The 13,525-nt window shown below is 62.5% G+C and carries 14 protein-coding genes; 2 read left to right on the top strand and 12 right to left on the bottom strand.

What is annotated here, in order from left to right; translation table 11 throughout:
• Positions 1–26 precede the first annotated feature (26 nt).
• From atpE to rpmH, 12 genes are all read right to left on the bottom strand, one after another.
• A complete protein-coding gene (gene atpE, locus GV001_RS01500) occupies positions 27–284 on the bottom strand; it encodes a F0F1 ATP synthase subunit C (RefSeq protein WP_003097235.1) in 258 nt (85 codons plus the stop codon).
• 91 nt (positions 285–375) lie between these two features.
• Complete coding sequence (gene atpB, locus GV001_RS01495; RefSeq protein ID WP_160077427.1) at positions 376–1,245, bottom strand: F0F1 ATP synthase subunit A; 870 nt, start codon at positions 1,243–1,245, stop codon at positions 376–378.
• Between the two features lie 16 nt (positions 1,246–1,261).
• Positions 1,262–1,669 (bottom strand): F0F1 ATP synthase subunit I, encoded by a 408-nt coding sequence (locus GV001_RS01490; protein ID WP_160077425.1) that lies wholly within the window; start codon positions 1,667–1,669, stop codon positions 1,262–1,264.
• Positions 1,670–1,827: 158 nt separating this feature from the next.
• The gene (locus GV001_RS01485; protein ID WP_160077423.1) at positions 1,828–2,700 is read right to left on the bottom strand and encodes a ParB/RepB/Spo0J family partition protein; all 873 of its coding nucleotides are present in this window, start codon (positions 2,698–2,700) and stop codon (positions 1,828–1,830) included.
• 8 nt (positions 2,701–2,708) lie between these two features.
• Entirely contained in the window at positions 2,709–3,497 is a 789-nt protein-coding gene (locus tag GV001_RS01480; protein ID WP_160077421.1) for a ParA family protein, read from the bottom strand.
• A gap of 13 nt (positions 3,498–3,510) precedes the next feature.
• The gene (rsmG, locus tag GV001_RS01475) at positions 3,511–4,158 is read right to left on the bottom strand and encodes a 16S rRNA (guanine(527)-N(7))-methyltransferase RsmG (RefSeq protein ID WP_160077419.1); all 648 of its coding nucleotides are present in this window, start codon (positions 4,156–4,158) and stop codon (positions 3,511–3,513) included.
• Positions 4,158–6,050 carry a tRNA uridine-5-carboxymethylaminomethyl(34) synthesis enzyme MnmG gene (gene mnmG / locus GV001_RS01470; protein WP_160077417.1) on the bottom strand — a complete coding sequence of 631 codons (1,893 nt, stop codon included), beginning with the start codon at positions 6,048–6,050 and terminating at the stop codon, positions 4,158–4,160. The genes rsmG and mnmG overlap by 1 nt, the downstream gene beginning before the upstream one ends.
• A 467-nt stretch (positions 6,051–6,517) precedes the next feature.
• Positions 6,518–7,885 carry a tRNA uridine-5-carboxymethylaminomethyl(34) synthesis GTPase MnmE gene (gene mnmE, locus GV001_RS01465; RefSeq protein ID WP_160077415.1) on the bottom strand — a complete coding sequence of 456 codons (1,368 nt, stop codon included), beginning with the start codon at positions 7,883–7,885 and terminating at the stop codon, positions 6,518–6,520.
• Between the two features lie 79 nt (positions 7,886–7,964).
• Entirely contained in the window at positions 7,965–9,638 is a 1,674-nt protein-coding gene (gene yidC / locus GV001_RS01460) for a membrane protein insertase YidC (RefSeq protein ID WP_160077413.1), read from the bottom strand.
• Between the two features lie 3 nt (positions 9,639–9,641).
• Entirely contained in the window at positions 9,642–9,878 is a 237-nt protein-coding gene (gene yidD / locus GV001_RS01455) for a membrane protein insertion efficiency factor YidD (RefSeq protein WP_160077411.1), read from the bottom strand.
• Entirely contained in the window at positions 9,871–10,275 is a 405-nt protein-coding gene (rnpA, locus tag GV001_RS01450; protein ID WP_256664841.1) for a ribonuclease P protein component, read from the bottom strand. The genes yidD and rnpA overlap by 8 nt, the downstream gene beginning before the upstream one ends.
• Positions 10,276–10,288: 13 nt before the next feature.
• Positions 10,289–10,423: a 50S ribosomal protein L34 gene (gene rpmH, locus GV001_RS01445; protein WP_003246698.1), complete on the bottom strand. Its 135-nt coding sequence runs from the start codon at positions 10,421–10,423 to the stop codon at positions 10,289–10,291.
• A 525-nt stretch (positions 10,424–10,948) separates the two neighbouring features.
• On the opposite strand from rpmH, the gene dnaA reads away from it, so the two are divergent.
• Both dnaA and dnaN read left to right on the top strand, forming a co-directional pair.
• Complete coding sequence (gene dnaA, locus GV001_RS01440) at positions 10,949–12,388, top strand: chromosomal replication initiator protein DnaA (protein ID WP_160077407.1); 1,440 nt, start codon at positions 10,949–10,951, stop codon at positions 12,386–12,388.
• A gap of 30 nt (positions 12,389–12,418) precedes the next feature.
• On the top strand, positions 12,419–13,522 hold the full coding sequence (gene dnaN, locus GV001_RS01435; RefSeq protein WP_160077405.1) for a DNA polymerase III subunit beta: 1,104 nt from the start codon (positions 12,419–12,421) through the stop codon (positions 13,520–13,522).
• Positions 13,523–13,525: the final 3 nt, after the last annotated feature.

Below are 13,525 nucleotides of genomic sequence, written 5' to 3'. Positions count from 1 at the left end.
CAAACCAATCACTCGGGAACGAGTGATTAGCCGGCGATTTGACCAACGAAGGGGTTCGCGAAGGTGAAGAACAGAGCGATACCCACGCCGATCATGGTCACGGCGTCCAGCAGACCGGCGACGATGAACATTTTGACCTGCAGCATCGGAACCATTTCCGGCTGACGCGCAGCGCCTTCCAGGAATTTGCCGCCCAGCAGGCCGAAGCCAATGGCAGTACCCAGGGCGCCCAGGCCGATCAGCAGGGCAACAGCAATCGCGGTGAGACCAACTACAGTTTCCATCTTTCCTCCCGACTTTTTATGTCGTATTGGTTAGGGGTTTTCAAAGTGAAGCGGTAAAGCGTTTTTCGTTACCCAAAGAGGCGGGTGCCTCTTAGTGGTTGTCTTCGTGCGCCATCGACAGGTAGACGATGGTCAGCATCATGAAGATGAAGGCCTGCAGGGTGATGATCAGGATGTGGAACACCGCCCACGCCCAGTTCAGCGCAACACCCAGGGTGCTGAGCAGGAACATGCCACTGCCGAACATCACGGCAATCAGGATGAAGATCAGTTCGCCGGCATACATGTTGCCGAACAGACGCAGAGCCAGGGAAATCGGCTTGGCGATCAGGGTGACGAACTCGAGCAGGAAGTTCACCGGGATCAGCAGGATCTGTACGGCAATGTTCTTGCTGCCGAAAGGATGCAGGGTCAGTTCGCCGAGGAAGCCGCCGATGCCCTTGACCTTGATGCTGTAGAACACGATCAGGGCGAACACCGACAGGGCCATGCCCAGGGTGGCGTTCGGGTCGGTGGTCGGTACCACGCGGAAGAACAGGTGATCGTTACCGGTGATGGTCGCCGCCAGCATCGGCAGGAAGTCGACCGGTACCAGGTCCATCAGGTTCATCAGGAAGATCCAGACGAAGATGGTCAGGGCCAGCGGCGCGATCAGGGGGTTGCGGCCATGGAAGGTGTCCTTGACGCTGCCGTCGACGAACTCGATCAGCACTTCAACGAAGTTCTGCAGGCCGCCCGGTTGGCCGCTGGTGGCGCGCTTGGCGGCCATGCGGAACAGCAGGACGAAGATCAAGCCGAGGAATACCGACCAGCCCAGGGTATCCACGTGGAATGCCCAAAAGCCCATTTCCTTTGCTTCTTGTGCGGTGTGGGCCAAGCCCCAATCACCATTCGGCAGTTTCCCGAAAGTCAGGTTCTGCAGGTGGTGCTGGATGTAGCCCGAAGCGGTTTGCTCTGCCATGTTTGCCTCAAACGCTCTAAGGTCTCGAAAGTCTTGTTCTCATCAGCAAGGGTGCGAACCAGTTGACTACCTGAGTCAGCAGGAAGACACCGAACAGCGCCAGTGCTTCCAGAGGTTTCACTCCTGCAAACGCCAGCGTGAACAACGCTGCCGTCAGAATCAGCTTGCCCGCTTCGCCGGCATAGAAAGACCGGACGATGCTCTGGGCGGCCCGCGCTCCGCTGAAGCGGAACGCCTTGTGGGCGAAATACAGGTTGGGCAGCCAGGCAATCAGCCCCCCACAGAGTCCCGAATAACCGCTTACCGGGCCACGCCAGCCATACAGGGTAGCAGCAGCCAGCAGCAACACGGCCAATTGGGCCAGCAGTACCGGGAAAACCGGCAAACGATGGAAGGGCAGGCGGTTCGGCGTGCGGGCATCCATCACTACTGTTCCTCTGGCGTCGGCCGCCTTAAATCAAGCACTTGGCATATTTTGTGCCGACAAAATGCGCGCAGAGTATAGGGGCGCTTCCCACCCCGTTCAACTGGCCGGTAGTGAATTCCGACCATGCGCGACAGCGGCAACAATGAGCAATTGTGTCAGCGGATATGCGCCAGGACACCCTGCAACTCGTCCAGCGAGCTGTAGCGGATGACCAGCTGGCCCTTGCCCTTCTGACCATGCTTGATCTGCACCGGAGCCCCTAGCTTCTCGGCCAGGCGCTGTTCCAGGCGGTTGATGTCCGGGTCGGACTTGACCACCGCGGCGGGCTTTTCCTTGCTGTTCAGCCACTGGCGCACCAGGGCCTCGGTCTGGCGTACGGTGAGGCCGCGTGCGACAACGTGTCGCGCACCTTCGACCTGCTGTTCCAGGGGCAAACCGAGCAGGGCGCGGGCATGGCCCATTTCCAGGTCGCCATGGGACAACAGGGTCTTGATCTCTTCCGGCAGGGCGATCAGGCGCAGCAGGTTGGTGATGGTCGCACGCGACTTGCCCACCGCGTCGGCAACCTGCTGCTGGGTCAGCTCGAACTCCTGCTGCAGGCGCTGCAGGGCCACGGCTTCCTCAATCGGGTTGAGGTCTTCGCGCTGGATGTTCTCGATCAGCGCCATGGCGATGGCCGCTTCGTCCGGTACTTCACGGACCATGGCCGGGATCTTCTCCAGGCCGGCCTGCTGGCTGGCCCGCCAGCGGCGTTCGCCGGCAATGATTTCGAAACGACCGCCGCCAATGGGGCGCACCACGATCGGCTGCATTACGCCCTGGACCTTGATCGAGTTGGCCAGCTCCTCGAGCGCTCCCGGGTCCATGTCGCGGCGCGGCTGGTACTTGCCGCGCTGGATCAGGTCCAGCGGCAGGTGCTGCAGCTCGCGGCTGTCGGCTTGTACCGCCTGTTCTTCCAGGGCGGCGGCGGAGGTGCCGCCGAGCAGGGCGTCGAGCCCGCGGCCGAGTCCACGTTTCTTGATGGCCATGGGATTCCTTATGCAGTAGCGGTTTTGGCGTTGCTGCGCTGGCGGCGCACCAGTTCGCCAGCCAGCGCCAGATAGGCGATGGCGCCACGGGATTGCTTGTCGTAGACCAGCGCCGGCATGCCGAAGCTGGGCGCCTCGGCCAGGCGCACATTGCGCGGGATGACCACGTCGTAGAGTTTGTCGCCGAAGTGTTGCTTGAGCTGGGCGCTGACATCGTTGGTCAGGCTGATGCGCGGGTCATACATGGTGCGCAGCAGGCCTTCGATCTTCAGGCTGGGGTTGAGCAGTTCGGCGATGCGCTGGATGCTGTTGACCAGGTCGCTCAGGCCTTCCAGCGCGTAGTACTCGCACTGCATGGGGATGATCACCCCGTCGGCGGCGACCAGGGCGTTGACCGTGAGCATCGACAGCGCCGGCGGGCAGTCGATGAGGATGTAGTCGTAGTTCTCGCGGATCGGCGCCAGCGCATGGCGCAGGCGGCTTTCCTTCATCTTCATTTCCAGCAGGCCGACTTCCGCGGCGGTGAGGTCGCGGTTGGCCGGCAGCAGCTGGTAGCCGCCATGCTCGGAGAACTGCATGGCCTCGCCGACCGTGCTCTCGCCGATCAGCACGTCGTAGATCGAATGTTCGAGGGTCTGCTTGTCGACGCCACTGCCCATGGTGGCGTTGCCCTGCGGGTCGAGGTCGATCAGCAGCACGCGGCGCTTGGTAGCGACCAGGGATGCCGCCAGATTGATGCAGGTGGTGGTCTTGCCGACCCCGCCTTTCTGGTTGGCGATCGCGAATACTTTAGCCATGCTGCCGTTCCCCCTAGACCAAGCGACGCAGTATCAACAGATGGCGCTGGCCTTGGCAACCGGGAACCTTGAGCACGTGCGTGCTTTGCAGGCGGAAGTCCGCTGGCAGGGCCTGCAGCTCGTCGTCCGGGTGCACGCCTTTCATTGCCAGCCAGTGGGTTTGGCCGTCGCCCAGGTGGCGGGTCCAGTTGCTGAAGTCTTCCAGCGAGCTGAAGGCGCGCGAGCAGATGCCGCTGAACGGCACTTGCGGCTGGAACTCTTCGACCCGGCTGTGGATAACTTCCAGGTTGGCCAGTTTCAGTTCCAACTTCACCTGGGTGAGGAAGCGGGTCTTCTTGCCGTTGGAGTCGAGCAGGGTGAAATGGCGCTCGGGAAACAGGATGGCCAGGGGAATCCCCGGCATGCCGCCGCCGCTGCCGACGTCCAGCCAGTTATCGCCATGCTCGGCGACGAAAGGCACCACGCTCAGGCTGTCGAGCAGGTGACGGGAAACCATCTCGTCCGGGTTGCGCACGGCGGTCAGGTTGTAGGCCTTGTTCCACTTGATCAGCAGCGCCAGGTAGGCCAGCAGCTGCTCCTGCTGCTGGGCGGATACGGCGACGCCGAGCGTCTGCGCGCCTTGCGCGAGTTCGTCGGCATGGCGTTGGGTGACGGCGGACATCAGGCGCTTTGCTCCAGCTGACGGCCAGCGCCGCGTTTCTTCAAATGGATCAGCAGCAGGGAAATCGCCGCCGGGGTCACGCCGGGAATGCGCGAGGCCTGGCCGAGGGTCTGCGGGCGGGCGTTGCCCAGCTTGCCCTGGATTTCCTTGGACAGCCCGGAGATACCGGCGTAGTCGATGTCGGCCGGCAGCTGGGTGTCTTCGCTGGCGCGCAGGCGTTCGATCTCTTCCTGCTGGCGTTCGATGTAGCCGGCGTACTTGGTCTTGATCTCGATCTGCTCGGCCACCTGCGGGTCGCTGGCACCGGCGCCGGTCACCTCGACCAGGCTGGCGTAGTCGATCTCCGGACGGCTGAGCAGATTGAGCAGATTGTACTCATGCGCGAGAGGAGTCCCGAAGCGCTCGACAATGGCGTCGCCCTGGGGGGTACCCGGGCGCACCCAGGTGCTCTTCAGGCGCTGCTCTTCCTGAACGATGCCTTCGCGCTTGGCTTCGAAGGCGGCCCAGCGCGCGTCGTCGACCAGGCCCAGCTCGCGGCCTTTCTCGGTCAGGCGCAGATCGGCGTTGTCCTCGCGCAGGATCAACCGGTATTCGGCGCGCGAGGTGAACATGCGGTACGGCTCCTGGGTGCCCAGGGTGATCAGGTCGTCGACCAGCACGCCGATGTAGGCTTCGTCGCGACGCGGGCACCAGGCTTCCTTGCCCTGGGCGCGCAGCGCGGCGTTGGCCCCGGCCAGCAGGCCCTGGGCGCCGGCTTCTTCGTAGCCGGTGGTGCCGTTGATCTGCCCGGCGAAGAACAGGCCGCCGATGACCTTGGTCTCCAGGCTGTACTTCAGGTCGCGCGGGTCGAAGTAGTCGTACTCGATGGCGTAGCCGGGACGCACGATATGGGCGTTCTCCATGCCGCGGATGGAGCGCACGATCTGCAGCTGCACGTCGAACGGCAGCGAGGTGGAGATGCCGTTGGGGTACAGCTCATGGGTGGTCAGGCCTTCCGGCTCGATGAATACCTGATGGCTGTCCTTGTCGGCGAAGCGATGGATCTTGTCCTCGATCGACGGGCAGTAGCGCGGGCCGATGCCTTCGATCACGCCCGAGTACATCGGCGAACGATCCAGGTTGCTGGCGATGATCTCGTGGGTACGCGCGTTGGTATGGGTCATCCAGCAGCTGATTTGCTGCGGGTGCATGTCCTTGCTGCCCATGAAGGACATCACCGGGATCGGCGTGTCGCCCGGTTGCTCGGTCATCAGCGAGAAGTCCACCGAACGGCCGTCGATGCGCGGCGGAGTGCCGGTTTTCAGCCGGCCAACCCGCAGCGGCAGCTCGCGCAGGCGCTGGGCCAGGGCGATAGAGGGGGGATCGCCGGCACGGCCGCCGGAGTAGTTCTGCAGACCGATGTGGATAAGTCCGCCGAGGAAGGTGCCGGTGGTCAACACCACCGAATCGGCGAAGAAACGCAGCCCCATCTGGGTAACTACACCTTTGACCTGCTCCTGCTCGACGATCAGATCGTCGGCTGCCTGCTGGAATATCCACAGGTTCGGCTGGTTTTCCAGGATCTCGCGGATGGCCGCCTTGTACAGCACACGGTCGGCCTGGGCGCGGGTGGCGCGTACGGCCGGGCCCTTGCGGCTGTTGAGCACGCGGAACTGGATGCCGCCTTTGTCGGTGGCCAGCGCCATGGCGCCGCCGAGGGCATCGATTTCCTTGACCAGGTGGCTCTTGCCAATGCCGCCGATGGCCGGGTTGCAGCTCATCTGGCCGAGGGTTTCCACGTTGTGGGTCAGCAGCAGGGTCTTCACGCCCATGCGTGCGGCTGCCAGCGCAGCCTCGGTGCCGGCATGACCGCCGCCGATCACGATCACGTCAAAACGGGAAGGGAAATCCACCACGCACCTCGTGCCTGTTGAAAAGGAAGAAATAGAAAGGGGGCGCAAGTATAGGGACTTAGCCTGAGTGAATGAAGCCTTCTGCACAAAAAATAGCCAGTCGGTCAGCTCTCAGGCTTATAGAGAATAAAAAGAATGAATTTATATAAAGCCTTATTTTTATTCTTATGTATGGTGCGGCAGGTTTCTGTGGATAGATTGCTGCAGGCCTTTCCAACCATGGCCTGCAGCGAATGATAACCCTGTGCTGATCCTGGCACTTTCCACTGGGCAAGCTGAATAACCCCTGTGGATTATTCGGCATGTTATGCACAGATGGTTTTATCTTCAGCTTTCTGACCGGCTTATCGACCGGGCTTAGGCCTGGTTTTCCACAGGGCTCAGGTTCGCCTTTGCAGCCCATTGGATAACTGCCGGGCAGGGGCGATCCGCCTTGGCCAAGGCAGGCGGGTCGAACCAAAGCGGGATTATTTGCCGATGCAGAAGCTGGAGAAGATCCGCCCGAGCAGGTCATCGGAGCTGAACGCGCCGGTGATCTCGCCGAGGGCCTGCTGGGCCTGGCGCAGATCCTCGGCCAGCAGCTCGCCGGCCCCGGCCAGGGTCAGCTGCGCGCGGCCGTGCTCGAGGTGGCTGGAGGCCTGGCGCAGGGCTTCCAGGTGGCGGCGGCGGGCGCTGAAGCTGTTCTCGGTGGTCTGCTGGTAGCCCATGCAGGCCTTGAGGTGTTCGCGCAGCAGGTCCAGGCCGTCGTTGGATTTGGCCGACAGGCTGAGGGTGACATGGCCATCCGCGCAGGTATCCAGCGCCACGGCCTCGCCCGACAGATCGGCCTTGTTGCGGATCAGGGTGACACGTGCCGGATCGGGGCGCTGGTCGAGGAACTCCGGCCACAGGGCAAAGGGATCGGCGGCTTCCGGGGCGGTCGAGTCGACCACCAGCAACACCCGATCGGCTTCGCCGATGGCCTTCAGTGCGCGTTCCACGCCGATCTTCTCGACCTGGTCGTCGGTGTCGCGCAGGCCGGCGGTATCCACCACGTGCAGCGGCATGCCGTCGATGTGGATATGTTCGCGCAGCACGTCGCGGGTGGTCCCGGCGATCTCGGTGACGATCGCCGCCTCGCGCCCGGCCAGGGCGTTGAGCAAGCTGGATTTTCCGGCGTTGGGCCGGCCGGCGATGACCACGGTCATGCCGTCGCGCAGCAGGGCGCCTTGCCCGGCTTCGCGCAGCACTGTGGATAAGTTGTCGCGGACGCCATCCAGCAGGCCGAGCACATGGCCATCGGCGAGGAAGTCGATTTCTTCCTCCGGGAAATCGATAGCCGCTTCCACATAGATGCGCAGCTCGATCAGTTTCTCGGTCAGGCCATGCACGCGGCGCGAGAACTCGCCCTGCAGCGAGCGCAGGGCATTGCGTGCGGCCTGGGCCGAGCTGGCTTCGATCAAGTCGGCGATGGCCTCGGCCTGGGCCAGGTCGAGCTTGTCGTTGAGGAAGGCGCGCTCGCTGAACTCGCCGGGGCGCGCCTGGCGGGCGCCGAGCTGCAGGCAGCGCTGCAGGAGCATGTCGAGTACTACCGGGCCGCCGTGGCCCTGCAGTTCCAGCACGTCTTCGCCGGTGAAGGAATGCGGGCCGGGGAAGAACAGCAGCAGGCCCTGGTCGATCACTTCGCCTTCGGGGTCGTGCCAGGGCCCGTAGTGGGCATGCCGTGGCTTGGCTTCGAGGCCGCTCAAGCTGATGCCGATGGCTCGTGCCCGCGGCCCGGAGACCCGCACAATGCCGACCCCGCCACGACCCTGGGCAGTGGCGACGGCGGCGATGGTTTCACGGGCGCTGGTCATGCTTGTGTTCTCGGCTGTGGATATCTTGCGGATAGCAAAACGCCCCACGAGGGGGCGTTCAGTGCAGCGGCGAGGACGGTCAGGCTTTCGCCGTAGCCGCCTCGATCTTGCGGGTAATGTACCACTGCTGGGCGATGGACAGGACGTTGTTGACCACCCAGTACAGCACCAGACCAGCCGGGAACCAGAGGAAGAAGAAGGTGAAGATGATCGGCATCAGCTTCATCACCTTGGCCTGCATGGGGTCCGGCGGGGTCGGGTTGAGTTGCTGCTGGATGAACATGGTGGCGCCCATGATGATCGGCAGGAGGAAGAACGGATCCTTGATCGACAGGTCGGTGATCCACAGCAGCCACGGGGCCTGGCGCATTTCCACGCTTTCCAGGAGGGTCCAGTAGAGGGCCAGGAACACCGGCATCTGCACCAGGATCGGCAGGCAGCCACCGAGCGGGTTGATCTTCTCCTTCTTGTACAGCTCCATCATCGCCTGGGACATCTTCTGGCGATCGTCGCCAAACTGTTCCTTCAGCGCGGCCAGCTTCGGCGATACCGCACGCATGCGTGCCATCGACTTGTAGCTGGCGGCGGACAGCGGGAAGAACGCCAGTTTGATGATGATGGTCAGGACGATGATCGACCAGCCCCAGTTACCCAGGATGCTGTGGATATGTTCCAGCAGCCAGAAGATCGGCTGGGCGAGGAACCACAGGATGCCGTAGTCGACGGTCAGCTCCAGGCCCGGGGACAGTTCGCCCAGGTGCTTCTGGATCTTCGGCCCGGCGTAGAGGATGGCGCTGGTCTCGGCCTGGGCGCCGGCGGCGACGCTGAGGGTCGGGCCGGTGAAACCGATGATGTAGTTGCCCTGGCTGTCCTTGCGGGTCTGCACCACGTTGCTGGAGTCCTTGGCCGGAATCCAGGCGGTGACGAAGTAGTGCTGCAGCCAGGCGACCCAGCCACCCTGTACGGTTTCCTTGTCGGCCTGCTTGTCGATGTCGCTCATCGACACTTTCTTGTACGGCTCCTCGCTGGTCCACATGGCGGCGCCCAGGTAGGTCGCGGTGCCGGTGGCAGTGGTCGAGGACGGGTCACCGCTGCTGTCGCGCTTGAGCTGGGCAAACATGTTGCCGCTCCAGGCCTGGGCCGACTGGTTGTCGATCCGGTAGGCCACGGCCAGTTCGTACTGACCGCGCTTGAAGCTGAAGCGCTTGATGTAGTTGACCCCGGCTTCGCTGTATTTCAGCTCGACCACCAGCTCGTCCTGGCCGTCGGCCAGTTGGTACTGCTGCTGGGCGCTGCTCCACAGGGCGCGGCCGCTGCTCTTGTCTGGCGCATTGCTGCCGATCAGGCCGCTCTGCGCCAGGTACAGGCGCTCGCCGCCGTTGTCGAACAACTGGAACGGAATCTCCGGATGATCCTGGCGACGCGGGTAGGCCGGCAGGGTCAGCTGCACGATGTCACCACCGCGCGGGTCGATGGCCAGGTCGAGAACGTCGGTCTTTACCCGGATCAGCTGATCGCTGGTGGCCGCCACCGGGCTTTCCGGTTGCTGCAGCTCGGCATTGGCCGACGGGATGTCGTCGTGGTTGCTGGCTGCGGCGGGCGTATCCGGCAGAGCAGGCGTGCTGCCGTTGCTGGCGACGACGGCATTCTGGGTCGGCAGAGCCGCCTGGCCGTAGTCCTGGTTCCACTGCAGAACCATCAGATAGGACACGACTGCCAGGGCGACGAGCAGGATCGAGCGTTGGATATCCATGGATTACTCGGTCATCGAAGGGGAAGAAGGGGGCGGAACCGGGTCGTAACCACCGGGGTTCCAGGGATGACAGCGACTCAGGCGGCGAATGCCGAGCCAGCTACCCCGCAGGACGCCATGCAGTTCGATGGCCTCCTGGGTGTAGCAGGAACAGCTGGGATGGAAGCGGCAGTGACTGGCCATCAAAGGGCTGATGGCGTAACGGTAAAACTGGATCGGAAGGATAGCCAGTTTACGCATGGGGACTGTCGCTCACCCCTGGTCCGACTCCGGGTTCAGGGCTAGGTCGCTGGCGAGCCAGGCGTTTCCAGAGCTTGCTGAACTGCTGATGCAGCTCCACGTTGTCCAGATCGCCAAGGCCCTTGCGTGCCACCACGACAATGTCCAGACCGCCCAATAATTCCTGATGGTGCCGGAACGAATCCCGGATCAGGCGTTTCAGGCGGTTACGCTCGACGGAAAGCTTGACGCTTTTCTTGCCGATCACCAAACCCAGGCGGGGATGGTTTAGATCGTTGCTGCGAGCGAGGAGCAGGACGTTTTTGCCAGGAGCCTTGCCGCTGGGTGAGTCGAATACCGTCTTGAATTGCCGGGGTGTCAGCAGACGCTTTTCCCGACCGAAGTCTCGACTCACCACCCGTTCCGGTTTATCAGACGGTCAGGCGCTTGCGGCCCTTGGCGCGACGACGCGACAGGACGGCACGACCGTTCTTGGTGGCCATGCGTGCGCGGAAACCGTGGGTACGAGCGCGCTTGATAGTGCTGGGTTGGAAAGTGCGTTTCATGGTGCTTACCTGGGTGGTCCACTACGGGCCGGAATGGCCCCCGTTTAAAGAGACCGGCGATTCTAGTGAAAGCGCGGCCCCAGGTCAATTTCCAGACAGGCTTCTGAGCATAAAGAAGATAAAAGGAAAGAAATTCTTAAAAGACCTGTAGTGCTTATAAAGCTTTAAGCAGCCGCTTTTCTGTGGACAACTGGTTGCAGACCTTGGCTGACGAGGCTTGCAGTCGGGTAAAAGGCTGTCGGTAACCGGTGCTGTGCCTGTGTCGGGGATGGGGATTGCCTGTGCAGCGAATGGCAAGTTACCCACAGCGAGGTTATCCAGAGGTTTTAGCCCCGGCTTATCCACCTGGCTTATGGGTGCTTTATCCACAAGCTTTAGCCGCACATTGCGTTACCCCTGGAAACAGCAATAAATCCTTGATTTTGCTGGCTTGAAAGGCGTTTTACATGTGGATAACTCGGGTCTCGGCGGCTACAATGCGGACTGTTTTTTGCCTCGCCGATCGTAGCGACCTAGGGGATTTCCGTGTCCGTTGAACTTTGGCAGCAGTGTGTTGAGCTGCTTCGCGACGAATTGCCTGCCCAGCAATTCAACACCTGGATCCGCCCACTGCAGGTGGAAGCCGAAGGTGATGAACTGCGCGTCTACGCCCCCAACCGTTTCGTGCTCGACTGGGTCAACGAAAAATACCTGGTGCGCCTGCTGGAGCTGCTGGCTGAACGGGCCAATGGCCTGGCGCCTGCTCTGTCGATGCTGATCGGTAGCAAGCGCAGTGCGGCGGCGCGCGTTGCCCCCCAGGCAGCCCCGGCTCCCTCTATGAGTAACCAGGCGCCCGTTGCCGCTCCGGTGCAGGATGCCCCGGCCAGTGAGCCGGCCGCGCCGCAGCCGGTCGCCGCGACACGCCCAACCGAGCGCTCGGTTCAGGTCGAGGGTGCGCTTAAGCACACCAGCTACCTCAACCGCACGTTCACCTTCGAGAACTTCGTCGAGGGCAAGTCCAACCAGATGGCCCGTGCGGCGGCCTGGCAGGTGGCGGACAACCTCAAGCACGGTTACAACCCGCTGTTCCTCTATGGCGGCGTTGGTCTGGGCAAGACCCACCTGATGCATGCGGTGGGTAACCACCTGCTGAAGAAGAATCCGAATGCCAAGGTGGTCTACCTGCATTCCGAGCGCTTCGTCGCCGACATGGTCAAGGCGCTGCAGCTCAATGCGATCAACGAGTTCAAGCGCTTCTACCGTTCGGTCGACGCGCTGCTGATCGACGATATCCAGTTCTTCGCCAAGAAGGAGCGCTCCCAGGAGGAGTTCTTCCACACCTTCAACGCCCTGCTCGAAGGCGGCCAGCAGGTCATCCTCACCAGCGACCGTTACCCGAAGGAAATCGAAGGCCTGGAAGAGCGGCTGAAGTCGCGCTTCGGCTGGGGCCTGACCGTGGCGGTGGAGCCGCCGGAACTGGAAACCCGCGTGGCCATCCTGATGAAGAAGGCCGAGCAGACCAAGGTCGATCTGCCGCATGACGCCGCCTTCTTCATTGCCCAGCGCATCCGCTCCAACGTGCGTGAACTGGAAGGTGCATTGAAACGGGTGATCGCCCACTCGCACTTCACCAATCAGCCGATCACCATCGAGCTGATCCGCGAGTCGCTGAAGGATCTGCTGGCCCTGCAGGACAAGCTGGTCAGCGTCGACAACATCCAGCGCACCGTGGCCGAGTATTACAAGATCAAGATCGCCGATCTGCTGTCCAAGCGCCGCTCGCGTTCGGTCGCCCGACCGCGCCAGGTGGCCATGGCCTTGTCGAAAGAGTTGACCAACCACAGCCTGCCGGAAATCGGCGATGCATTTGGCGGAAGAGACCACACCACAGTTCTGCACGCCTGTCGTAAGATTGCCGAACTGCGGGAAGCCGACGCGGATATCCGCGAGGACTACAAGAACCTGCTGCGCACCCTGACCACCTGACACGCAGCCTCTAAGGCAAGGGACTAGACCATGCATTTCACCATTCAACGCGAAGCCCTGTTGAAACCCCTGCAACTGGTCGCCGGCGTCGTCGAACGCCGCCAGACCCTGCCGGTTCTGTCGAACGTGCTGCTGGTGGTCGAAGGCCAACAGCTGTCGTTGACCGGTACCGACCTGGAAGTCGAACTGGTTGGCCGCGTGGCCCTGGAAGACAGCGCCGAGCCGGGCGAGATCACCGTACCGGCACGCAAGCTGATGGACATCTGCAAGAGCCTGCCGAGCGACGCTCTGATCGATATCCGCGTCGACGAGCAGAAGCTGGTGGTCAAGGCCGGGCGCAGCCGCTTCACCCTGTCGACCCTGCCGGCCAACGACTTCCCGACTGTGGAAGAAGGCCCGGGTTCGCTGACCTTCTCGCTGATCCAGAGCAAGCTGCGCCGTCTGATCGAGCGCACCAGTTTCGCCATGGCTCAGCAGGACGTGCGCTACTACCTCAACGGCATGCTGATCGAAGTGCAGACCGGCGTACTGCGCGCCGTCGCCACCGATGGTCACCGCCTGGCCATGTGCGCCATGGAAGCGGCCATCGAGAACACCGAGAAGCACCAGGTGATCGTGCCGCGCAAAGGCATCCTCGAACTGGCCCGCCTGCTCACCGAGCAGGACGGCGAAGTCGCCATCGTTCTCGGCCAGCACCATATCCGCGCCACCACCGGCGAGTTCACCTTCACCTCCAAGCTGGTCGACGGCAAGTTCCCGGATTACGAGCGTGTGCTGCCGCGCGGTGGCGACAAGCTGGTGATCGGTGATCGTCAGGCACTGCGTGAAGCCTTCAGCCGCACCTCGATCCTGTCCAACGAGAAGTACCGCGGCATTCGCCTGCAACTGGCCAGTGGTCAGCTGAAGATCCAGGCGAACAACCCGGAGCAGGAAGAGGCGGAAGAAGAAGTGGCCGTCGACTACAACGGCGGCTCGCTGGAGATCGGCTTCAACGTCAGCTACCTGCTCGACGTGCTGGGCGTGATGACCACCGAGCAAGTGCGTCTGATCCTCTCCGATGCCAACAGCAGTGCCCTGGTGCAGGAAGCCGGTAACGACGACTCGTCCTACGTTGTCATGCCGATGCGCCTGTAACCG

Source organism: Pseudomonas sp. 8AS (assembly GCF_902506505.1).
Classification (GTDB): domain Bacteria; phylum Pseudomonadota; class Gammaproteobacteria; order Pseudomonadales; family Pseudomonadaceae; genus Aquipseudomonas.
The sequence above is the reverse complement of the archived record's forward strand: the minus strand, read 5'-3'. Positions and strand labels throughout refer to the sequence as shown.

Bases quoted from the DNA above. Each gene is read 5' to 3' on its own strand.
- mnmE (WP_160077415.1), bottom strand. From the start codon at position 7,885: ATGACCAGCGCCCGTGAAACCATCGCCGCCGTCGCCACTGCCCAGGGT.
- dnaN (WP_160077405.1), top strand. From the start codon at position 12,419: ATGCATTTCACCATTCAACGCGAAGCCCTGTTGAAACCCCTGCAACTG.
- GV001_RS01485 (WP_160077423.1), bottom strand. From the start codon at position 2,700: ATGGCCATCAAGAAACGTGGACTCGGCCGCGGGCTCGACGCCCTGCTC.
- rsmG (WP_160077419.1), bottom strand. From the start codon at position 4,158: ATGTCCGCCGTCACCCAACGCCATGCCGACGAACTCGCGCAAGGCGCG.
- yidD (WP_160077411.1), bottom strand. From the start codon at position 9,878: ATGCGTAAACTGGCTATCCTTCCGATCCAGTTTTACCGTTACGCCATC.
- GV001_RS01490 (WP_160077425.1), bottom strand. From the start codon at position 1,669: ATGGATGCCCGCACGCCGAACCGCCTGCCCTTCCATCGTTTGCCGGTT.
- rpmH (WP_003246698.1), bottom strand. From the start codon at position 10,423: ATGAAACGCACTTTCCAACCCAGCACTATCAAGCGCGCTCGTACCCAC.
- atpB (WP_160077427.1), bottom strand. From the start codon at position 1,245: ATGGCAGAGCAAACCGCTTCGGGCTACATCCAGCACCACCTGCAGAAC.
- atpE (WP_003097235.1), bottom strand. From the start codon at position 284: ATGGAAACTGTAGTTGGTCTCACCGCGATTGCTGTTGCCCTGCTGATC.
- yidC (WP_160077413.1), bottom strand. From the start codon at position 9,638: ATGGATATCCAACGCTCGATCCTGCTCGTCGCCCTGGCAGTCGTGTCC.
- GV001_RS01480 (WP_160077421.1), bottom strand. From the start codon at position 3,497: ATGGCTAAAGTATTCGCGATCGCCAACCAGAAAGGCGGGGTCGGCAAG.